The organism is Evansella clarkii (assembly GCF_002019695.1).
GTDB classification, from domain to species: domain Bacteria; phylum Bacillota; class Bacilli; order Bacillales; family Salisediminibacteriaceae; genus Evansella; species Evansella clarkii.
Window position 1 is genome coordinate 3,360,084 of the sequence record NZ_KV917376.1, and the last position, 20,698, is coordinate 3,380,781.

At 43.2% G+C, this 20,698-nt stretch carries 22 protein-coding genes; 13 read left to right on the forward strand and 9 right to left on the reverse strand.

The annotated features are described in order from the left end of the window. Window positions 1-47 precede the first annotated feature (47 nt). The gene (locus BK582_RS15555; RefSeq protein WP_078595915.1) at window positions 48-1,043 is read right to left on the reverse strand and encodes an LLM class flavin-dependent oxidoreductase; all 996 of its coding nucleotides are present in this window, start codon (window positions 1,041-1,043) and stop codon (window positions 48-50) included. Between the two features lie 210 nt (window positions 1,044-1,253). Here BK582_RS15555 and BK582_RS15560 point away from each other — a divergent pair, with 210 nt between their 5' ends. Then, window positions 1,254-1,844, forward strand: a complete 591-nt coding sequence (locus BK582_RS15560; protein ID WP_078598066.1) for a molybdopterin-dependent oxidoreductase — start codon at window positions 1,254-1,256, stop codon at window positions 1,842-1,844. A 105-nt stretch (window positions 1,845-1,949) separates the two neighbouring features. On the opposite strand, the gene uvsE is transcribed toward BK582_RS15560, so the two are convergent. Then, complete coding sequence (gene uvsE, locus BK582_RS15565; protein WP_078595916.1) at window positions 1,950-2,840, reverse strand: UV DNA damage repair endonuclease UvsE; 891 nt, start codon at window positions 2,838-2,840, stop codon at window positions 1,950-1,952. A gap of 286 nt (window positions 2,841-3,126) precedes the next feature. Here uvsE and BK582_RS15570 point away from each other — a divergent pair, with 286 nt between their 5' ends. From BK582_RS15570 to BK582_RS15595, 6 genes are all read left to right on the forward strand, one after another. Beyond that, window positions 3,127-3,678: an NADPH-dependent FMN reductase gene (locus tag BK582_RS15570; RefSeq protein WP_078595917.1), complete on the forward strand. Its 552-nt coding sequence runs from the start codon at window positions 3,127-3,129 to the stop codon at window positions 3,676-3,678. A 13-nt stretch (window positions 3,679-3,691) separates the two neighbouring features. Next, window positions 3,692-5,056: an amidohydrolase family protein gene (locus tag BK582_RS15575; protein WP_078595918.1), complete on the forward strand. Its 1,365-nt coding sequence runs from the start codon at window positions 3,692-3,694 to the stop codon at window positions 5,054-5,056. Between the two features lie 126 nt (window positions 5,057-5,182). Further along, the gene (locus tag BK582_RS15580) at window positions 5,183-5,617 is read left to right on the forward strand and encodes a VOC family protein (RefSeq protein WP_078598068.1); all 435 of its coding nucleotides are present in this window, start codon (window positions 5,183-5,185) and stop codon (window positions 5,615-5,617) included. 24 nt (window positions 5,618-5,641) lie between these two features. Beyond that, entirely contained in the window at window positions 5,642-6,247 is a 606-nt protein-coding gene (locus BK582_RS15585) for a LysE/ArgO family amino acid transporter (RefSeq protein ID WP_078595919.1), read from the forward strand. 140 nt (window positions 6,248-6,387) lie between these two features. Beyond that, the gene (locus BK582_RS15590) at window positions 6,388-7,227 is read left to right on the forward strand and encodes a sulfurtransferase (protein WP_078595920.1); all 840 of its coding nucleotides are present in this window, start codon (window positions 6,388-6,390) and stop codon (window positions 7,225-7,227) included. A gap of 42 nt (window positions 7,228-7,269) precedes the next feature. After that, complete coding sequence (locus BK582_RS15595) at window positions 7,270-8,712, forward strand: DUF2339 domain-containing protein (protein WP_276328231.1); 1,443 nt, start codon at window positions 7,270-7,272, stop codon at window positions 8,710-8,712. Window positions 8,713-8,924: 212 nt separating this feature from the next. Here BK582_RS15595 and BK582_RS15600 read toward each other — a convergent pair whose 3' ends face one another. Continuing rightward, window positions 8,925-10,331 (reverse strand): Na+/H+ antiporter NhaC family protein, encoded by a 1,407-nt coding sequence (locus BK582_RS15600; protein WP_078595922.1) that lies wholly within the window; start codon window positions 10,329-10,331, stop codon window positions 8,925-8,927. A 581-nt stretch (window positions 10,332-10,912) separates the two neighbouring features. Continuing rightward, window positions 10,913-11,200 (reverse strand): hypothetical protein, encoded by a 288-nt coding sequence (locus BK582_RS15605; protein WP_078595923.1) that lies wholly within the window; start codon window positions 11,198-11,200, stop codon window positions 10,913-10,915. A 330-nt stretch (window positions 11,201-11,530) separates the two neighbouring features. Between BK582_RS15605 and BK582_RS15610 the strand changes: the two genes are divergently transcribed. Beyond that, entirely contained in the window at window positions 11,531-11,965 is a 435-nt protein-coding gene (locus BK582_RS15610) for a hypothetical protein (RefSeq protein WP_078595924.1), read from the forward strand. Window positions 11,966-12,076: 111 nt separating this feature from the next. On the opposite strand, the gene BK582_RS15615 is transcribed toward BK582_RS15610, so the two are convergent. Beyond that, on the reverse strand, window positions 12,077-13,282 hold the full coding sequence (locus tag BK582_RS15615) for a trans-sulfuration enzyme family protein (protein ID WP_078595925.1): 1,206 nt from the start codon (window positions 13,280-13,282) through the stop codon (window positions 12,077-12,079). Between the two features lie 71 nt (window positions 13,283-13,353). Next, on the reverse strand, window positions 13,354-13,602 hold the full coding sequence (locus BK582_RS15620) for a hypothetical protein (RefSeq protein ID WP_078595926.1): 249 nt from the start codon (window positions 13,600-13,602) through the stop codon (window positions 13,354-13,356). Between the two features lie 131 nt (window positions 13,603-13,733). Here BK582_RS15620 and BK582_RS15625 point away from each other — a divergent pair, with 131 nt between their 5' ends. Then, on the forward strand, window positions 13,734-14,735 hold the full coding sequence (locus BK582_RS15625) for an LLM class flavin-dependent oxidoreductase (RefSeq protein ID WP_078595927.1): 1,002 nt from the start codon (window positions 13,734-13,736) through the stop codon (window positions 14,733-14,735). Between the two features lie 9 nt (window positions 14,736-14,744). On the opposite strand, the gene BK582_RS15630 is transcribed toward BK582_RS15625, so the two are convergent. Then, window positions 14,745-15,563, reverse strand: a complete 819-nt coding sequence (locus BK582_RS15630) for an alpha/beta hydrolase (protein WP_078595928.1) — start codon at window positions 15,561-15,563, stop codon at window positions 14,745-14,747. A 217-nt stretch (window positions 15,564-15,780) separates the two neighbouring features. Between BK582_RS15630 and BK582_RS15635 the strand changes: the two genes are divergently transcribed. Then, window positions 15,781-16,833: an ATP-binding protein gene (locus tag BK582_RS15635; RefSeq protein ID WP_078595929.1), complete on the forward strand. Its 1,053-nt coding sequence runs from the start codon at window positions 15,781-15,783 to the stop codon at window positions 16,831-16,833. 47 nt (window positions 16,834-16,880) lie between these two features. Here the strand turns inward: BK582_RS15635 and BK582_RS15640 are convergent, their stop codons facing one another. After that, a complete protein-coding gene (locus BK582_RS15640) occupies window positions 16,881-17,114 on the reverse strand; it encodes a hypothetical protein (RefSeq protein WP_078595930.1) in 234 nt (77 codons plus the stop codon). 52 nt (window positions 17,115-17,166) lie between these two features. After that, on the reverse strand, window positions 17,167-17,559 hold the full coding sequence (kapB, locus tag BK582_RS15645; RefSeq protein ID WP_078595931.1) for a kinase-associated lipoprotein KapB: 393 nt from the start codon (window positions 17,557-17,559) through the stop codon (window positions 17,167-17,169). Window positions 17,560-17,788: 229 nt separating this feature from the next. On the opposite strand from kapB, the gene BK582_RS15650 reads away from it, so the two are divergent. The 3 genes from BK582_RS15650 to BK582_RS15660 all read left to right on the forward strand — a co-directional run bounded on the left by BK582_RS15650 (window position 17,789) and on the right by BK582_RS15660 (window position 20,674). Beyond that, window positions 17,789-18,049 carry a hypothetical protein gene (locus tag BK582_RS15650; RefSeq protein WP_078595932.1) on the forward strand — a complete coding sequence of 87 codons (261 nt, stop codon included), beginning with the start codon at window positions 17,789-17,791 and terminating at the stop codon, window positions 18,047-18,049. A gap of 176 nt (window positions 18,050-18,225) precedes the next feature. After that, complete coding sequence (locus tag BK582_RS15655) at window positions 18,226-19,596, forward strand: hypothetical protein (RefSeq protein WP_078595933.1); 1,371 nt, start codon at window positions 18,226-18,228, stop codon at window positions 19,594-19,596. A 67-nt stretch (window positions 19,597-19,663) separates the two neighbouring features. Beyond that, on the forward strand, window positions 19,664-20,674 hold the full coding sequence (locus tag BK582_RS15660; RefSeq protein WP_078595934.1) for a zinc-binding dehydrogenase: 1,011 nt from the start codon (window positions 19,664-19,666) through the stop codon (window positions 20,672-20,674). Window positions 20,675-20,698: the final 24 nt, after the last annotated feature.

The window sequence follows — 20,698 nt, forward strand, 5'->3', positions numbered from 1 at the left end:
TTCATATAGAGTAAAAAAAGGCGGGAACCCCCGCCTTTTTTCTGGCCTTACCGGAAAGCTTCCGCTGTGATCTCAAAGGACCTTAGACGTGCCTGATGGTCGAAAATCTGAGCGGTTACCATCATTTCATCCACTCTTGTTTCATCGAGAAACTTCTGCAGCTTTTCTTTTACTGTTTCTGGCGAGCCGATAATTGTGGAGCCAAGCTGCTGTTTTAAGGCTGCTTTTTCATACGGTGTCCAGATCTCGTCCATATCGTCAACTGGCGGCTGGAGTTTGCCAGGTTTATTGCGGATGAGATTAATAAACTGCATTTGCAGGGAGGTGGCAAGCCGTTCTGCTTCCTCTTCTGTATCAGCGGCAATCACATTAACAGCGACCATGGAATATGGCTTATCAAGTGTATCGGACGGCTGGAAATGACTGTCGTACAGTCTTAGTGCCGGAATTGTATTATCCGGAGAGAAGTGGCTTGCAAATGCGAACGGCAGCCCTTTTTGTGCTGCGAGCTGAGCGCTGAAGCCGCTTGAACCGAGGAGCCAGATTGGGATATCCAGTCCTTCTCCCGGGACAGCGCGGACCTGGCTTACCTCACCGGCAAAATATGCTTCCAGTTCCTCCAGCTTCTGCGGGAATTCCTGCCCGTCTGTTCTGCTGCTTCTTCTTAATGCCTGGGCTGTGAGCTGGTCAGTACCAGGTGCACGTCCAAGGCCAAGGTCGATCCGTCCGGGATAGAGGGATTCCAATGTCCCGAATTGTTCCGCAATCACAAGTGAGGAGTGGTTCGGAAGCATAATACCTCCGGAGCCTACTTTGATTTTCTTTGTAGCACCGGCGACGTGCCCGATTAAAACAGAAGTTGCAGAACTGGCGATACCTGGCATGTTATGATGCTCTGCCAGCCAGAATCTGTGGTAACCTAATTGTTCTGTATGCTGTGCAAGCTCCACTGTATTTTTGAAGGACTCCTGGACAGTACCGCCTTCCACAACAGGTGCAAGGTCAAGCACTGAAAACTTTATATCGTTTAGCTGTTTACTCATATTTTTCAACTGCCTTTTTATAAAATAATTTGTTTGCCCGAAGCGAATCACGCAAATTTAAATAGCTTACTTTTTTATAATAACAAGTTTATTTCGGGTGACAAAATATATTGCCTGTGAGATTTCATCTGGTCCATTTCCTTGCAATAGTTTTTCCACTTCGTTAACATATATTGCAACGAAAACAGGAAGCTGGGAAGGGTGTCTGCAATGGAAAACAAGTTGCCGCCAGGGCAGTTTGAAACAGAAAGCTGGCCGATTCTACATCAGGGAGATGTATATCAGTTTGACGAAGAAACATGGCGATTTAAATTATTCGGCGAGGTGGAAGAAGAGAAAGTCCTGACATATCAGGAGATTATGGATCTTCCTAAAACTGTTTCAACCGTAGATATGCACTGTGTGACTACATGGTCAAAATTCGCTACGAGTTTTGAAGGAGTACGGCTTATGGACCTGGTCGATCTCGTGAAGTTAAAAGAAGACGTTAAGTATGTGATGGTATATGGCTACTATAACGGAGATCCATTTGGCTACTCCGCTAATATGCCTCTGGAGGAACTGCTCGGTGATGATGCTTTGTTCGTCTACCGCTGGAAAGACCGTAAGAATGAATGGCAGGATATCACTCCTAAGCATGGATACCCACTAAGATTAATTCCGCCGGCATCTTTCTATTTATGGAAAGGGTCAAAGTGGGCTACCGGCATTAAGTTCATGAAAGGAGATGTCCCTGGATTCTGGGAAGAGCTCGGATATTCCATGAGCGCGAATCCGTATAAGGAAGAACGCTACAGGTAATAAAAGTTAGGTTGGGAGCTCGAGCTCTGATAAAAGTGAAGCAAAAAACGAGGCTGTCCTGCAAGGTTGTTTGATTGACCCTGTTTTGGACAGCCTCTCTTACACTTACTTTTCCTTTTCTTTTTCAAGAAAATCAATTATCCGTAATACTGCCTTTTCCTTCAGCTTAGCTTCCAGCATAATATCTGCTTCTCTTCCGTCCAGCACTTCGAGAAGCTCCTTAAAATCTTCTTCAAATACATATTCATGGTGGCTTCTATCTTCTGGATGTGTTTTACCCGAGCTGATATGCATTTTAGGGATACCGGTTTTTTCCCAGGAAGCGAAAACCTTATCAAGCATGGGAGCTAACGAAGTGCCAATATTACAGCATCGGTAGTGATGAATGTCAAAACATATCGGGACACCTGTTTCTTCAGAGATGTCCAGCACATCATTAAGATTGTATGTTTTATCATCGTTTTCCAGCCTGAGCTTGTTTTTTATACTTTCAGGAAGAAGTTTATAATTCTTAATAAAACGTATTTTTGCCGACTCCATGTCCCCGTATTTTCCTCCGCCGTGAATAATCATATCTGTGCCGCCAGTGAGGTTAAGTAACTTATCATGATACTCCAGATCGAGAAAAGAACGTTCAAGCACCTGTTCGTGGGGGGTGCTGAGTACCGTATACTGCCCTGGGTGCATGGATAAGCGGATGTCATGTTCTTCCTTGAACTGTTTAATAGTGTCCGTCAGCTGAAGGATATCTTTGTCTTCCCACCAGTCCCAGTCCATTTCCTGGTGGCTGCCAAGGGGCACGATCTCCGTGCTCATCCGGTAAAAACGGATGTTATGCTGAACATTCCATTCCAGGGCTGCGAGGACATTCTTCAGATTATTTATCGTAAGCTCCTTGATATGCTGGGCACCTTTTGAATGGTAAGTGGCCAGGCGGCATGTCTTAAACTTTGTAGGTAAAGTAGTATTAATACAGGCATAACCTAATCGCATCATTTATCTCCTTAAAATTAGTAATACAACCTCATATACCCGAATTATTCCCTAATTAGCAGTCCTTATAGGAAACAAATAGTTTATTCAGTATCGATGCAGACATTTTTTGTAAATAATGTGGTTATTTTCTTTATTTTTATCAAGCTGGTTCGTTAGGATATAGCTTTTAAATTGAATTTTTAAGTAACTTCTATTAATCTTTTAACCACTTAATATATATTTTGGTATATTAAGTAATTTTTATACTGGCATAATGGAATTCACTTGTTAGAAAGGAGCATGGCAAATGAAGATAGCGGCACTTGTTGGTAGTGTAAGAAGGGATTCCTTCAACCAGAGAATTGCTGATTATATGGCAGAGAGGTATGCAGCTTCCATGCAAATTGAAACTTTGGATTTAAAAAGCCTTCCTTATTTTGACCAGGACGAAGAAGAGAATCCTCCCGAAACAGTTAAGGGGTTTAAGCGAAAAATATCCGAAGCAGACGGAGTACTAATTGTTACACCTGAATATAACCACTCCGTGCCTGGGGTATTGAAAAACGCGCTGGACTGGGTTTCAAGAGTGGATAAAGTTATGACAGGAAAACCGGTTTTTATTGTTGGTGCTAGTCCCGGGATGCTTGGTACAGTAAGATGCCAGATTCATCTGCGGCAAATCCTTGCTTCTCCTGGAGTAAAGGCAAATGTGCTGACAGGAAACGAAGTTTTTATAGGGGCAGTACACGAAAAAATCGATGAAAACGGCAGACTGACAGACGAAGATACTATCCAATACTTAGACAAAGTAGTGGAGAATTATCTGAGTTTTTCCGAAAAACACGAAGAACAGGAATAATGGAGGGGTTACAATGGAAAGGAAACTTTTTAAGGGCGGGATTGTCCTTACGCTGGATAAAACAATCGGTGATTTTAAAAAGGCGGATGTTCTTGTAGAAGGAAGTAAGATAGTTGAAGTGAAGCCGGAAATTGAGGCTTCTGATTGTGAAGTAATTGACGCCGCGGATATGATCGTAATGCCAGGTCTCGTTGACACTCACCGACACACCTGGGAATCAGTCATTAGAAATGTTGGAGCAGACTGGTCGCTGCAAAAATATCTCGGCAGTATTTATTACGGAAATATAGGATCTAAGCGTACGCCTCAGGATGACTACGCGGGAAATCTCCTCGGTGCTCTGGAAGCTCTTGACTCCGGAGTCACTACAATTTACGACTGGTCGATGATTATTTCCCGTGATCATACAGAAGAAATGATCCGGGGGCTGCGGGAATCCGGTATCAGAGCTGTATTCGGTCACGGGTCTCCTGGAGAGGGGGAATACTGGAACAGGGAAAGTACCACCTTTGACGGGGATGATGTGAGGTATATCAAGGAAAAGCATTTTTCCTCTAAAGACCAGCTGCTCACCATGGGACTTGCCATCAGGGGACCAGAGTTCTGTTCCTGGGATACTTCCGTGGAAGAAATTAAGCTGGCTCGTGAATTAGATGCTGTCTGCAGTATGCATCTTGGCTTTGGAACATGGGGGAGCCAGGACCGTTCCATCGAGAAATTACATAATGCCGGTCTCCTTGGGGACGATCTGAATTTTGTCCATGCGAATGCAGTCAGCCCGGAAGAAATGAAAATGATCTCGGCAAATGGCGGTTCTGTTTCTGTAACGCCTGAAGTAGAAATGATGATGGGCCATGGTTACCCGGCGACAGGACTGTGTCTGGAAAACGGCGTTCGACCTGTGTTAGGAGTGGATGTAGTGACTTCCACAGGGGGAGATATGTTTGCCCAGATGAAGTTCGCGCTTCAGGCAGAAAGAGCGAGAGTGAATCAGCAGATCCTTGATAACGGGGAAATGCCTGGTCCGCCGCTGCATCTTTCTGCAAGGGATATCCTTGAATTCTCAACAATTGACGGTGCAAAGGCGCTGAAGCTTGATGATAAGGCGGGGAGTTTAACACCAGGAAAAGAGGCAGATATTATTATGATCCGGACAACAGATTTAAATCTTTTCCCTGTTAACGACCCTGTCGGAGCGGTTGTGCAGTGTACTCATTCGGGCAACGTGGATTCTGTTTTTGTCGCTGGAAAAGCAGTTAAGCGTGACGGAAAACTTGTGGATGTGGATCTCAAACGTGTACGGGAAATGGCTGTTGAGGCACGAGATTCGATTTTTGAAAAGTACGGAACACCCGAGGAAGCATGGTTCGTAAAATAAGAGGTTTTAAGCAGCTGCTGTCTGAACGAAAACCAGGCAGAGCTGCTTTTTGGTTAAATAACCATTGAATGGATCGGCTGGTATATAATAATAGCGTACGAAATAATTCAAGCAGGAGTGTTCATGGTGAAAAAAGAATTAGATCATACAGGAATCGCTGTAAGGAATATGGAAAGAAGTATTGAGTTCTACGAGAAGGTGCTTGGAGCTGTTCTGATTGACAGATATATTAGTGAAGCACCAGGTGTGGAAAGTGAAATCGCCGTGATGGAAGTTAATGGGGCGAGGACGGAACTTCTGGCGCCTGTGAATAATACCACTTCTCCAATTGCCCGGTTCATTAAGCAAAAAGGAAAGGGGGTTCACCATATTGCATACCGGGTGGATAATCTGGAAGAGGCTCTTGCGGAACTGGAGCAGCAAGGTATTCGGGTTATGCCTGAAACTTTGCGGACAAATAAGCATGGCAGAAGGCTCATTTACCTGAATCCCGCGGATACGGAAGGGACGATAATTGAGTTTTGTGATTATCCAGGGAATAGGGAGGCACAGCCTGAATAATACATTTAGAAAGGTAATGGAAAAATGACGGAAGCATTTATTCACGGTTTTTTATTATCTGCAGGTTTAATTTTGCCGCTTGGAGTGCAAAACCTGTTCATTTTTAACCAGGGAGTAACACAGCCAAGTGTTTATAAAGCATTTCCAGCCGTGTTAACAGCGGCTGTTTGTGATACGTTTTTAATTTTGCTGGCGGTTCTTGGTACTGCTTTTCTCGTTGAACAGTTTGAATGGCTGCATAATGTCATTTATATCGCAGGGATTGTTTTTCTTCTTTACATAGCATGGGCAATCTGGCGGGAGGAGCCTCAGGGAGATGGAGGAAACGGGCCGATCACAGCGAAAAAACAGATTGTATTTGCTCTGTCTGTTTCCCTGTTGAACCCCCATGCGTTTCTCGATACTTTCGGAGTCATCGGCACGAACTCCCTACTTTATGACGGAGACGCTCTGTGGATGTTTACTTTAGCTGCGATTTTGGTTTCCTGGCTGTATTTCTTTCTTCTCGCGTTTGCCGGAGGCTTTATCAGGAGAATAGACAAAGATTACAGATTTCGAAAACTGATTAATAAAATATCAGCGGCTACCATCTTTGGGATAGCCGTATATATGATTCTGCAGCTTATTTAAGTTAAACGCAGCCGAGCATGGAGGCTGCCCGGAAGAAGGTGCCGGGCAAAAAAAGTTCACAAAACCGTGCGGGGCCAGACCCCGTAACTGGTCTGGAAATTGCATAAAAAATGCCTACTGAATATGGAGGAGGAATTGAGATGAGCAATGTTACATCTTTAAGCTGGCTGAAGGAAAATTTAGGAGACCCTGATATTGTTATTGCTGACTGCCGTTTTCAGCTTGGAGAGCCGAAGAAAGGATACAGTGAGTATAAAGAGGGTCATATTCCCGGAGCTGTTTATTTTGATCTGGAAAAAGAGCTTTCGGCTCCAATAAGCACACATGGAGGAAGACATCCTCTGCCAGAACCTGAACAAATGGCTGCATTATTCAGCCGGAAAGGGATAGATCATTCGAAACAGGTGATCATTTATGACGACCAGGGCGGGGCCATGGCTTCCAGGCTCTGGTGGATGCTCAAATATACGGGCCATAACAAAGCAGCAATCCTGGAGGAAGGGTTCTCCGCCTGGAAGAAAAAAGATCATCCGGTTACAACGGAAATTCCGGAGGCTGAAATTACTCAGTACATCCCTGAACTTAACAGCGGGATGCTTGTTACTGCAGAGGATGTAAAGGAGTCCATCCAGAACAACGATGTCCTGATCATTGATTCCCGGGCGGAACAACGATACACAGGAGAAACAGAACCTATTGATCCTGTGGCAGGCCATATTCCTGGCGCTGTGAATGAAGACTGGCAGAACCGGATTGATAAAAACGGGAAGTGGAAACCTGCCAAAGAACAGGCGAAAGAACTTAGCAAATATAATACTGATAATAAAAATGTAATTGTTTATTGCGGTTCAGGTGTCACTGCATGTGCTAACGTTCTGGCCATGGAGGAAACAGGAATAAAACCTAAGCTTTATGCCGGAAGCTGGAGCGACTGGATCACTTACAAAGATGCCCCAGTGGAAACTGGCCATAAGAGCTAATAGAAAAGGCTGGATTTCGAAAAACTGATTGGACAGGTATGGCTGCCAAGAGTATTTGCATTTATTCTGCTGATCGGAGTTGTCTGGCTGTACAGGATGGGGGTTGACGAAGGGTACATTACCGAGCCATTACGGGTTTTAGCAGGCTTCAGTGCCAGCGGTCTGCTGATTTTTTACGGAAGCATGCAGGTTAAAAAAGACCGGGAAAAGCTTGGGCTTGTTCTGCTTGGAAGCGCGGTGGGGCTTCTCATACTGACCACATTCTCGATGAATGTTCTATATGGAATGATTCCGCCACCTGCAGCTTTTATTATGAATACAGGCTGGGTGCTCCTCGTTTTTTATTTTGCGCACCGCTGGCAATCGGAGCTATTGCTTATCTTTGTAGGTCTGGCTGGCTATCTCGTCCCGTTTCTGACTGCCAGTGAACAGGGTAGTTTACTTATATTTGCGGCTTATGAGTTTACCCTGTACATTGCTTTGCTGGCATACGCATATTATAAAAAATACAGCAAGTTGTTTTACAGCGCCTTTGCACTGTTTCACTTAACCTACCTTGCTTATAGTGTACTTGCCGGGGAAGCTGCAGCGTTAATTTACCCAGTGCTGCTGCAGTTCGGGATATTTCTGGCTGTATTTTTGCTGGAAAAACAACGGTTTCTTCCGTTATCAGCTTTATTATACGCTAATATACTGATCATGACAGGCTGGATACATGGAGTTAGAGGCAGTGTAAATTACGGATGGGCTGAAAATCTGCTGTGGTTCCTGCCGGTTCTACTAGCAGGATTGGCAGTTTATGAGTTTTCCAAAAAAGCTGCCGGAAGCTTTGTTACTATGTTCTCCCTTGCTATGCTGGCTGGTGCTTTCGCAGTGCTTCATTATTCCGGCGATCAGGGACTCACATTATCTGTACTGCTCATCCAGGCGGCTTCTGTTATATTTGTCGGCTACAGATTTAAAAGCGATTTGCGAATTATTGCTGGCTTTATTTTGTATTTCATATTTGCCCTCATTCTTGTTAATGACACTTTTGCAACGAGCGGCATACAGCAGGTGGCATGGCTTGTTTATCTCCTTCTGACCCTCATGCTTTATCTGCTGGCACGAACATACGAGCCGGAGAAAAAACAAGTATATAAAGCAAATGCAATCGTTTTTGTCAGCTCATTTCTCATATATGTAACGTATCAGACAGTAGAAATCGGGACAGCTCTTGCCTGGCAGTCACACATTCAGCAGGCAGCTATCTCGTTTGTGTGGATGGTCTTCGCCATTGCTATGACTTGTCTCGGTTTCTTCTGGAAAAATAAAGCTTTCCGGACTGCAGGGGTTATATTTATTTTCGTGGTCCTTGCGAAAGTAATTGTTGTGGACCTTCCGGAAGCCTCTTTATTTATACGCTCCCTTTTGTTTATTATTCTCGGGGTTGTCGGCATACTTGTATCAAGGCTGACCTATACAAAAAAAGAAAATGCTGCATAAAGTGAACCTTCAATCAGTGGGGATTTTATTCATCCCCACTGATTGTTAGTTGAACCAATCGGGATGTTATCGTCCGTTATCTCCCGCCTGAACATCTTCGCTTCCACTCCTGTTTTGAGGCGGGAGTTATACGGACGGTTACATCGGGATAAAAAAGATAAGGCTTGGGATGTCATCAGGACAATCACCAAGCCTTCTTTTTTATACTGACACTAAAATAAAAACGAGACTCCTGTGTATGCAGCGGTAGTAATGATCGCTGCTATTAAAGCAGGTTTTAATTTGAATCTCACATAGTCCATTACTGGTATTCCAAGGATTTTTGCGATGGTGTTCGTGTCATCGCTTAGCGGGGAGGCAAAAGCACCGAATGAGCCGCTTGCAAACACCGCGCCAATAATAACAGGAAGGGACACGTCTGTTACCGCACTCAAGGATATACCTAAAGGCATCAAAATCCCCCAAGTCCCCCACGCTGAACCGATAAAATAGGAGATCGCCGCCCCAAATACGAACAACAGCGGAGTGATGAACGGGGCAGGTATCCAGTCAGTGTGCGCTGTCACAAAGGCGGAGAACCCTAAATCATCTGTGACCGAAGAGAGCCCCCAGACAACTGACAGCAGTACTATGACAGACATGAGTTCATTCCCGCCAATGATAAAACTTTCAATCATACCCGACAATGTAAATCCTTTTTGAAATAAAAAAAACACTAATGATAAAAATACAGTAACGATAAGGGCGATTACCATCGCCTGCAGAACATCTGCCTGGATAAATGCTTCAAAGAAGTTGTCTGCCTGTTCATTGCCGTCCCACCACGTGAAAAATAATGTGAGGCTGATGACAAGGAAAATAGGGACAAGGAGGTTGAGCGGTTTGTCAGGAAGCTCCCTTGAAACAACCGGGTGACATTCGTGCCAGTCTTCTTCGTCCTGCCCTTGTTCCATATCTGCAGAGCCACTCGATTTGGAATGATGAAAGAAACTTAAATATATACCTACTGCGATGATCGTAAAAGCGAAAAAGTTAAACGGAATGCTCTGGAGAAAAAGTGAATACGGATCCACAGTTCCGCCAACGTTCTGAAGGGAAATCTGGATTACTGAAACCATGTAGCCGACAAAGGCAGTCGCCACTGGAATAAGGACGATGACGGGGGTGGCCGTCGTTTCTATAACAAATCCAAGTTCCTTCGTGGACATCTCTACTTTTCTGAGGAGCGCCTTCATAATTGGTGTAATCGTGACAAACCGGAATGTTGGAGCGCTGAACGTACCTATTGTGGAAACATAAGTTAAAATCAGTGCCTGTTTTTTTGTAGTGATTTTCTCTGCAGCTTTTTCCACAAACCCTTTAATCCCGCCAGTGACTTTAATCATCCCCACAAGCCCTGAAAAGGCATAAAGAAAGACAATAATCTTAATATTATTTTCATCTATGAGTGCCTGAACTACATAATTTAGAAATGTCTGAACTCCGCCGATGAGTTCAGGTGTCCGTATGTATGCACCAACAAGAAGCCCGGCAATCAGCCCTGGCAGCACCTGTTTCGTAAAAATAGCAATCGGAATCACAACTAAAAAGGGCAGTATAGACAGCCAGCCAGCTTCCATAAAGTATCACCTGTTTCCTGAGTTTTGCAATACTGCCTATTAGCCTTTGTTATCGAGTGAAAAATATGTAATAAAAGTTTGGGTGGTTTTGAGGGAGGAGGCTGGCTAGTTTGTAGTCAACCTGGCACCGATGTACCCGGAACCAAGGTGCCAGGTTGGGAGAAGGAGAAAACGGGAGTATAAGTGAGCATGAGGGAGGTGGGGGCCGGACATGAAATCAACCTGGCACCGGCGTACCTGGAACCAAAGTGCCAGGTTGGGAGAAGGAGAAAACGGGAGTATAAGTGAGCATGAGGGAGGTGTGGGCCGGTCATGCATTCAACCTGGCACCATCGTACCTGGAACCGAGGTGCCAGGTTGGGAGAACGTGAATTTGGGAGTATAGGTGAGCATGAGGGAGGTTCCGGCCGTGCATGCAGTCAACCTGGTACCGATGTACCCGGAACCAAAGTGCCAGGTTGGGAGAAGGAGAAAACGGGAGTATATGTGAGCATGAGGGAGGTGCCAGCCGCACCTGAAATCAACCCAGCACCTCTCCCGCCAAATCCTCCCCCCTCCGCACTTAACCCGCATAAACTTACTCAGGCACGTTTTTCATCAGGCCCGTTTTTCTTAATGAAATCCATTGTTTTTCGTTTAACTTTCCGCATTGATTTCATAACGGCTGTCTTTGCGCTCATTCTTGCTTTGTATGGTTCGAATTCACTGGTGAAGATTTCTGCTGCCAGAGGGTACTGCTCCCCTGAGGCTTCGGTTATTAAATAGTCGCCGGGGTTTCCGGTAATCGAGCCTTCTGCGGTATCAATTGTTATCGGCCTTGTAATTTTTACTGCTTCAACGATTACCGGAATTCTTCGGAATTTAGGCATTCTTTGTCCCTCCTTTTCAAAACCAAATTCTTTAAAATGCCAGAACATTTCCTGATACATCGCTCCCTAAAAAAACCTGAGACATCGGCTTTGACCTCTGCAATATAATAAAGGTTATGAATAATAATTGAATGAAACATGTGTCTGTTTGCATTTTATTCATGCTCGTTTTTTTGTGTGACAGCCCTTATTCAACGTGTGGCTGAATGATTCACCTGTCAGTTGTCCGCCTGCCAAAATGGGCTGGCGTATAAGGGCTTTTGACCATAAGATGTATGGAATTGGCGATAAAATTTAAAGCGGAAAAATTATTAGAGCGGGGTGGGGCAGTTGAGTAATCAGGATTTCTACAGAGGGGCTCTGACCAGGAAATCTGAATTAAAGCAAGCAGATAAAACTGCAATAGCTTCGGTAAAAAAAGAGGCAGCGCAGGGAAGCGAAAAGGGAAATGGCAAAAAATCAGAAAAAACGGCTAATAACAAAGGCTCGTATGGCAGCGGTAAGTTTAAAGCTATGCTCGGTCAAAAGGTAATGCTGATTATGGAAGGGGGAAAGCTGTTCTTTAAGGACGAACATTTTGAACCTGTGTTCAGCGGGAAACTGGTAGAAGCGGCTAATGGTTATATCACCTTGTCAGATGCCAAAATTAAGCGTGGTGATAACACCGTTTATAAATTTCCTTCCCCGGTGAGTTTCTCTGTTGAAAAGATCTTGAGATTTCTTCCCCTTGAGAAGAAGTCTTCCGGCAGAAGAGTGAAACGATAGCCAAACCAAACAATAAGACAAAATTTCAGGCCATGGTAAAAGCAACCTTAAAAATACAAATACCTTTTGGCGCAACAAAAAAGTTAAGGGAGAGTCCCTTAACTTTTTCATTTACCTGACAACAGAATTGAGTGCGTCGTTCAAATCATTAATGAGGGACTGTGGGCTCTCCAGACCCGGGGAAATCCGGATCAGTCCAGGGTCGATCCCCTTCCGTCTCAGTTCTTCTTTGTTACTGCCGTTGTTTTCTGATAAAACTAAGCTTTCGTAGGAACCAAAGGAGAAGCCAATCTGAAAGAAGCTTAATGTGTTTATGATTTGTTTTACGTTCTCATAGCTGCCGTCCAGCAGCTCAAAACTAAATACTCCTGCATAGCCGGTTAACTGTTTTTTACCAAGCTTGTAGCTTTCATTTTCTAAAAGGCCTGGATGGTTCACTTTCTTTACAGCCGGGTGATGCTGGAGAAAACGAGCTATCGATAAGCCAGAGTCTTCATGCTGTTTCATTCTGACAGGCAGGGTGCGGAGGCCGCGGATTAAAAGCCAGGCTTCATGAGGCGGCAGAGCGGCTCCGAATAAAGTAAATTCATTATCAAAAATCTGCTTCATTGTTTCAGTATCAGATATAACAGCTCCGGCAAGAATATCGCTGTGGCCGCTCAAATATTTTGCGGCCGAATGGACGACTACATCTATCCCCGCCAAAAGTGGTTTTTGAAAAAGGGGAGTCGCCCACGTATTATCGATGATCGTTTTTATATTGTTCTCCCGGGCAATCTTAGCAACAGCAGACAAATCAACAAGCTTAAAGGTAACTGAGGAGGGGCTCTCCAGCAGAATAATTTTCGTATTCTCCTGAATTGAAGCTTGTAAAGATTCCGGTGAAAAATCGTCCAGTGCTGTATGTTCCACCTGCCACTTTTCTTTTAAATAATCTAGCAGCTTAAAAGAAGTGCCATAAACATTTCCGAGAGTAATAATGTGGCTGCCGGAATGAAGAAAAGCCAGGACAGCTGCTGATATTGCCGCCATACCGGAGGCAAAGCATTTGCAGCTTTCGCCTCTTTCCAGAGCAGCAAGCTTTTTCTCCGCTATTTCTACTGTTGGATTAGTGCCTCTCCAGTACAGGTAGTTTTTCTGCTCATCTTTCTGCGCCTCTACAAAGTCCTCGTATTTTTCAAAAACATGGAGGGAGCTTTCATAGACTGGAGGGACAACGGCTCCGTGATGGTCAGCGGGGTTTTCCCCGTAATGGGTACAAATATAAATATCTTTGTCCAGTTCCGTATCGAAAGCAGGGAGATCGAGTCTGTCCATATTAAAATTCTCCTTTGTTTTTTAGCGGTCAGCAAAGGTTTCACAGTACATCATTTTCAGCCCGGCCGGAACTAGTCTTCAGCGGATAGTTCCTGTTTCAGAAAGCCGGCTAGTCCAAGGTTACTTTCCAGTTCCACAATATATACAGGTTTGTCGTTTTTAACCCATGAAGTATATGTCATAAAAAAGGGATGATCTTCAGTGAAATGCTCTTCGAGGTCTCCCTTGTCATTACATATATCGATGACGATGCCTTTCGCTGCATAACTGTTATGCAGTTTGCTTACGTACACTTTATCGCCTTGAGCAGGTGCAGCCAATTTAATCACTCCAATACTTGGTTTACAATATTTGCTTCTAGTATGAATATATCATATTTTATTATAAAATTCGTTTTACTACTAGCAGTATGGGACAATCCTGTAAAAATAACAGAAAGCAGGCTGATTATATGAAGCTTAGTATTTTAGACCAGTCTCCTGTTCCTGAAGGGAAAACAGCTGGGGAAGCTTTAATGGCTTCTGCAGAACTGGCGAAGGAAGGGGAGAAAGCAGGCTATACGAGATTCTGGGTCACAGAGCATCATGACCTGCCGGGGCTTGCCTGTTCTTCTCCGGAAGTTCTCCTCAGCTATATCGGAGCACAGACGAACACGATTCGTATAGGTGCGGGAGCGGTGCTTCTGCCTCATTATAAACCTTATAAAACAGCGGAAAATTTTAATATGCTGGCAAATTTATTTCCCGGTCGCATTGATTTAGGGTTAGGAAGAGCCCCGGGAGGTTCTGCGGAAGTGACGATGGCTCTGTCAGATAATTATCTGGAACAAGTCAGGAAATTTCCTGATTCTGTTGATGAACTGACCCGTTTTATTTACAAAGGTTTTCCGCAAGACCATATGTTTTCAAAGGTAAGCGCCGCTCCTGTACCTGCTCACCCACCTGACGTTTGGCTGTTAGGCACGAGCGGTAAAAGCGCTGATCTTGCAGCAGAGCACGGCCTTGCTTATGCTTTCGGCCAGTTTATGAGTGAAAATGACGGAAGCGACATAATAGAAAGGTATAAAAATAATTTTCAAGGAACTTTTTATCGACCTGAACCTGAAACTATTTTAACTGTTTCAGCTATATGTGCTGCAACGGAGGAAAAAGCAGAAGAGCTTGCTTTGAGCAGTTTATTGTGGAAGTTGCAGAGCGACAATCCGGAAACGGCGGGAAGAGGAATTCCTTCATTAGAAGAAGCTCTGGCCCGCACATACTCAGAAAAAGAGAAGGAATCCATTGAAAATGGGAAAAAACGGATGATTATTGGTGATCCGCTCCAGGTAAGTGATAAGCTTAAGGAAATAAAAGAGACTACCGGGGCGGACGAAATTATGGTTAATACGATTACACACAGCTTTGAAGACAGAATTAACTCCTACAGACTTATCGCAAAGGCGTTAATAGACTAAGAAAAGCAGTTAGTTTTCAATAAAGTCAATGATGCTCTGCCAGTAATCCGGGGCCAGATGAATATCATTATGGCCCTTCCCCTCGTAAATGATTTGTTCAGTTGGGCCATTCCATGCTTCTGCCAGCCTTACAGAATGCTCGGGAGGAATAATTGTATCCTCAGAACCAATGAGTGTAAGTAAAGGAGTGCTAATCGACTCCCCTCGGCTTATATTGTCAAATTGATGATTAAGAAGAATGCTGACTGGAACGAAGGGGTACCTGTCCCGGGCCACATACGTCAGGCTGTCGTATGGAGAAACAAGCACTATCTTTTCCGGATTTCTCTGCTCTGCAACATAGACGGCAACCCCGGTGCCCATGCTTCTTCCCATAACTGCGATTCTGTTGTCATCAATCGTTTCTTTGCCGCTGATGTAATCATAAATTTCCAGAGCATCACTAAACATTTCAGCCTCTCCAGGAGAACCCTCGCTGTTTCCGTAGCCCCGGTAATTCATTAATAATACAGAACGGTTTTCCAGCTTGTTCGCTTGTTCAATTAAATAAGAAACTTCTTCCGCATTCCCGCCATAATAAATGAGTAGCGGGGAGGGGGATTCCGTTTTACTTTCTGCGAGCCAGCCGTGTACAGCAGTACCATCCTCCATTTCAAGAATGATTTCCTGGACATCTTCATAATTTTTGTCAATATCATCAAGGCGCTCCTCTGTTAATGGCTGGGGATAAAATAATATACTGTCCTGGAAAATATAAAATAACAAATATATAATTAATGGAAGAAGCAGAATAATGCCTCCTGTTTTCAGCAAGAAGCCTTTCCTCATAAGAAATCAACCCTCCTTAACATGGTTTTCAGAAAAAAATTTAACATTAGATGATACAGCAGTCTCAGTTTCTTCTCCTTGAACAGAGGAATATATAAATTTACCTGTTCAGTTTTATTTTTACATATTTCATCAATTAAACTGTTTTGATATAATTTTAATATATATTCATAGCACCTCATCATAATAGAATTATAGAGGCAGGAGCTGAGTAAAATTGAATAATTATACTGAAATTAATTTTAAAGATTTTTTGCCCCGGCGTAATGGCTTCGTCTTTAAATACAAAAAAGTGGACGGCCAATATATACATACATATGCAGAAGGCGAACTTATAAAAAAGATGGGGCAGAAGAAGGCTGACATACTGAATCACACTTTATTTAATTTTTTACCCAAAAAAGAGGCCGCGCTAAAAGTCCACTATTACGAGCAGGCGTGGAATGGGGAGATTATTAATTACGAAGGCTGTATTAACGGGGTGTATTATCTGGCAACGCTGAATCCTAATAAAGAAGACGGCAATGTTAAGGAAGTGTTTGGCACCGCTATTGACATAACTGAGGAAAAAGAAAATGAAAAGAAAATTAAAGAGATGGAAAAACTCGCTCTTGCCGGGGAACTTGCTGCAGGAATTGCCCATGAGATCAGAAATCCTCTTACTTCCTTAAAAGGGTTTACTCAGCTGCTTCGTGCAAATATCTCTAATGATACAGCTGACAGACAGGAAATGGCTAAGTACATAGATATAATGCTTGATGAATTAGAACGGCTTAACAGTATTGTAGAGGAATTCTTATTTATCGGAAAACCAAACCGCAAGCTTATTATGAAAGAAATTAATCTGGATAAGCTTCTTGACGATGTCATTCTGTTTATGGAACCTCAGTGTCAGATCAAAGGAATAACAATACAGACGGAGTTTGATGGGGCATTCAAGACAGTATGTGATCCGGATATGCTTAAACAGGTTTTTATAAATATTATCCGGAATGCTATTGAAGCAACGAAAGAAGACACACCGATTATTAACATAGCCCTGACTGAAAACGATCAGAGATACATAATAACTATCAGAGATTATGGCTATGGAGTCAGTAAGGATAAACAGAAACGACTGTTTGAGCCGTTTTTCACAACGAAAGTACAAGGGACAGGTCTGGGGTTAATGGTATGTAAACGTATCGTCGAGCTGCATAACGGGGAAATTTCCCTTACAAGTAAAGAAGGGGAAGGAACGGACGTAACGATTGTCCTTCCGAAAGAATAGATAAGACAGTTTAAGGGCACAAAATGAAATTGTGCCCTTTTCATTAATTAATTTTTCTGCAGAAGCTCCTGCATTTTTTTGTTTCTTTCCTGCTGTTCTTCTTCACTGGACAGATCGTATTTTTTCAGAAGATGAAAAGCTTCGTTAAGCTCGAGCTGCGGACGCTCCTTTTCAAGATAAGACGCAAAGCTGCGGTACATGTCCTCAGGTAAATGTTCCCGCTGCTGTTCCAGTTTGTTTAGTACATCCTGCCTGCTATGATCCAGTTTACATTCTCCCATGTGTAACACTCCTTATATAGCTTTTTCGATCTTACGAAAACCCGTGAATTGATTATTCACTCTCCGGAAAATAATCTTCTTCTAACAAACGAAGAGACTCCATGGATTTTTTGGCCCACTCACTGTCATCCTTCTCAAGTTCTGCTTTTTGCTCATGTAAAGCTTTCCTCAGTGATTCCTTGTAATCAGGAATTTCCCCTTCATACTTTTTCACATAAACATCCGGAATGTTTGTTTTTTCCCTCAAACCAAGTGCTTTCCTTTTGTGAAACAAAGGCACATCCGCTGTCTTCGGCTGATGCAGATCCCCCTGCACCGGATGCTTCAGAACAGCAAGAACTTTCACTACATATCTTTCTTTCTTTTGTTCAGTTATTTCTCCAATATACTTTCCTGTTTTATAAATGCCTGTAACTATATCTCCTGGTTTGAACTGAAGAGCCATAAAATCAATCTCCTCCACTTTTTGTTGATCATAACATATTCTTCAGGGTGGGGAAAATAAAGGTGATTCATTAACTTCATTTTAAAAAATGATCCTGATCGATCCTTCTTTCACAACAGTGGGGATGAACTAAATCCCGGTGATTGAAGTTTCATATTATGTATGTATAATTTCAGATGGAGAGATAATACATATATAATCGCAGATTACTTCCAGGAGGTGGAATGACATGGACATTTATAAAGGAGCCGAATTCGATATCTCTGAAGACAATAAGCTTCATTTCAAAAGAGGGGATACGTTGAAGATCAGCCAGAAAAAAGGTTCCTTCGTACAGTTTACTTTAGGTGATGGGAGAAGTTACGGAACGATGCCTCTGCAGCATCTGGAGTACTTACTGAAAAAACGGGAGCTCATTGAAAAATCAGGGGAATACAGTGGGGAAGATACTCCCGAAGATGAAAAATCCGGAGTAATCGGCCAGTTGTAAAAATCAATAATAAAGGACTGTTACATGGCTTCCTGAGGAGGTAGTTGTGACAGTCTTTTTTGCATTTCAAAAGTATAAGACCTTACAAAACCTTTTCAGTACGTTATTCTGGAAAATTCAAATAAGACAGATTAACATGAAGGTACAGCTGATATTAACAGAGAGGAACTACATAGATGCAGCACTTTTTAAAGCATTATTTGTATTTGTTTTATTTTACTATCTTAGCAGTTTACGTTTTTAATATTTTTGCAGGCATTGAAATTCTTACTTATTTTATTGGAGCAGCGGCAGTACCTATGCTCCTTTTATCGTTTCCCGGGGCGTCCCGGCTGTTTAAAATACTGGGATCATTATTTATTCTTGCAGGAATAGTATTGTTTCTGCAAAGCGGCAGACCCGCACTGGATTTCCTGGAATTTATGACAACAAACATGGGTCTTATCGCCTTGCTGATGATGCTTCCGTGGATGAACAGTGTTGTTAGGGCCGGCAGGTTTGACAGAAGGATTAATGAACTGATGAAGACAAATGTCTCCAACCTTGGCCAGTTGTATGGAAAGGCAACGCTCACGTCCTATACGCTTATTTCTTTCATCAATTTATCTGCGTTACCGCTGACCCAGGGAGTTTTGAAAGAAAACCTTTCAAACTTATCAGTAAACCTGCGGAATAAATTCATAAGCCAGACAACTTTGCGGGCTTTTTCCATGGCTCTTGTCTGGAGCCCGATGGAGATTATGGTAGCTATCAGCGTGGATGCTACCGGTGTCAGCTATTTAGTGTATCTTCCATGGTTATTGTTGTTTTCCGTCATCATGGTAACCCTTGATATAGTGTGGGGAAAATTAGCTTACAGTAAGCTTCCCTATGAACCGGTTTATCATCATGAACCGAGATCGTTATCCATTAAGCAAGTAGCTGGAAAGATCATTCATCTTTTCATGGCTCTGGCAGTATTTTTAACGACAGTCATTATAGTAAGCAATGTTTTTGAACTTAACTTCATACTTGCTGTCACCCTTGTTATTTTCCCGTTTGCTGCTCTGTGGGCTCTGTCTATGAGACGCTGGTACAGTTTTATTTCTATAGGCTGGCACACGTGGAAAGCAAGGACCAATGGAATGCAAAACTTTGTGGTGCTGTTTGTCTCACTCGCACTGTTCTCCAACAGCCTGAGTGCCACGCCGCTCCTGCAAGTTATCCAGGATCCTTTTATTGCAGCTTCTGACAGACCATTGGTTATTTTATTTTTTATCCAGCTCTCGTATTTGTTAATGAGTATGATTGGGGTACATCCAATAGCTACGATCGGTGTTTTAATGGAAGTAATTACTCCGTTATATGATGTCATTAACCCCCTGAGCTTAGGAATCGTGCTCATTACCGGGGCAATGGCGACTGCCAGCGCAGCTACATACGGGGTTACAGTTACCTTAACTTCTATGTATACACACCAGAATCCGTACAGAATTACGATGGCCAATCTTCCTTTCGCAATAATATACGGAACCATTGGTACACTGATTGCATTCCTTCTCGCTTAAATAGTGCTGCTCAAACAACATGTTTATGAAAAACATTTTTATATAAAAATAAAAGGAGATTGATAGAATGAAAGCAGTAATGATACGTGAAACTGGCGGACTGGAAAAACTGTTATTTGAGGAAGTGCCTGTTCCTGAACCTGGCCCAGGGGAAGTGCTGGTCAAGCTGAAATTTGCTGCGATGAACCGAAGAGATGTTTTTGTAAGACAGGGGTTATACCCGGGGATAAAGTTTCCTTCTATTCCTGGAGCGGACGGAGCAGGAGTAATAGAAGCAGCGGGGGAGGGTGTGGCAGACTTTAGACCAGGCCAGGAAGTAATCATTAACCCTGCCCTAAACTGGGGTGACAATCCGAGGCACAGTGGAAAGGACTTTTCTATTGCAGGAAACCCGACAGACGGTACCCATGCCCAGTATATTACTATTTCCGCTGACAATATTTTTCCAAAACCAGATTACCTGTCATGGGAAGAAGCTGCGGCACTTCCTTTAGGCGGTCTAACTGGATACCGTGCCTTATTTACAAGAGGGCAGATAAAGTCTGGAGAAACTCTGGTCATCCCGGGAATTGGCGGAGGCGTTGCTACGTTCCTGCTTCAAATGGCTGTAGCTGAAGGACTGAAGGTTTATGTCACTTCAGGAGATGATCAAAAAATAGAAGAGGCAAAAAATCTCGGAGCGGTCGACGGAGTGAATTATAAGTCTGACGACTGGGGGAAAAAGCTTAAGAAGATGACTGGTGGTGCAGATATCAGTATCGATACAATCGGCGGCGAGACGTTTAATGTGCTAACGTCTATCGCAAAACCAGGAAGCAGAATTGTTACTTTCGGGGCTACAAGCGGACCTCAGGCGAATGTTGTAATACCTGTCGTCTTTCTGAAACAGCTTGATATTTTAGGCACCACGATGGGAACGCCTGATGAATTCAGGGACATGCTCAAGTTTTATGAAAAGCATGAAATCCGGCCTGTAGTAAATAAAGTTTTCCCGCTCGAAGATATCAAAAAAGCACATGAGTATATGGAACAGGGGAACCAGTTTGGAAAAATCGTTCTGGAAATCCCTCAAGATTAACTGAAAAGCGTTAAATCAATAATA

Coding starts and splice junctions, on each gene's coding strand:
- BK582_RS15555 (WP_078595915.1), bottom strand. CDS start 1,043: ATGAGTAAACAGCTAAACGATATAAAGTTTTCAGTGCTTGACCTTGCA.
- BK582_RS15560 (WP_078598066.1), top strand. CDS start 1,254: ATGGAAAACAAGTTGCCGCCAGGGCAGTTTGAAACAGAAAGCTGGCCG.
- uvsE (WP_078595916.1), bottom strand. CDS start 2,840: ATGATGCGATTAGGTTATGCCTGTATTAATACTACTTTACCTACAAAG.
- BK582_RS15570 (WP_078595917.1), top strand. CDS start 3,127: ATGAAGATAGCGGCACTTGTTGGTAGTGTAAGAAGGGATTCCTTCAAC.
- BK582_RS15575 (WP_078595918.1), top strand. CDS start 3,692: ATGGAAAGGAAACTTTTTAAGGGCGGGATTGTCCTTACGCTGGATAAA.
- BK582_RS15585 (WP_078595919.1), top strand. CDS start 5,642: ATGACGGAAGCATTTATTCACGGTTTTTTATTATCTGCAGGTTTAATT.
- BK582_RS15590 (WP_078595920.1), top strand. CDS start 6,388: ATGAGCAATGTTACATCTTTAAGCTGGCTGAAGGAAAATTTAGGAGAC.
- BK582_RS15600 (WP_078595922.1), bottom strand. CDS start 10,331: ATGGAAGCTGGCTGGCTGTCTATACTGCCCTTTTTAGTTGTGATTCCG.
- BK582_RS15605 (WP_078595923.1), bottom strand. CDS start 11,200: ATGCCTAAATTCCGAAGAATTCCGGTAATCGTTGAAGCAGTAAAAATT.
- BK582_RS15615 (WP_078595925.1), bottom strand. CDS start 13,282: ATGGACAGACTCGATCTCCCTGCTTTCGATACGGAACTGGACAAAGAT.
- BK582_RS15625 (WP_078595927.1), top strand. CDS start 13,734: ATGAAGCTTAGTATTTTAGACCAGTCTCCTGTTCCTGAAGGGAAAACA.
- BK582_RS15630 (WP_078595928.1), bottom strand. CDS start 15,563: ATGAGGAAAGGCTTCTTGCTGAAAACAGGAGGCATTATTCTGCTTCTT.
- BK582_RS15640 (WP_078595930.1), bottom strand. CDS start 17,114: ATGGGAGAATGTAAACTGGATCATAGCAGGCAGGATGTACTAAACAAA.
- kapB (WP_078595931.1), bottom strand. CDS start 17,559: ATGGCTCTTCAGTTCAAACCAGGAGATATAGTTACAGGCATTTATAAA.
- BK582_RS15650 (WP_078595932.1), top strand. CDS start 17,789: ATGGACATTTATAAAGGAGCCGAATTCGATATCTCTGAAGACAATAAG.
- BK582_RS15655 (WP_078595933.1), top strand. CDS start 18,226: ATGCAGCACTTTTTAAAGCATTATTTGTATTTGTTTTATTTTACTATC.
- BK582_RS15660 (WP_078595934.1), top strand. CDS start 19,664: ATGAAAGCAGTAATGATACGTGAAACTGGCGGACTGGAAAAACTGTTA.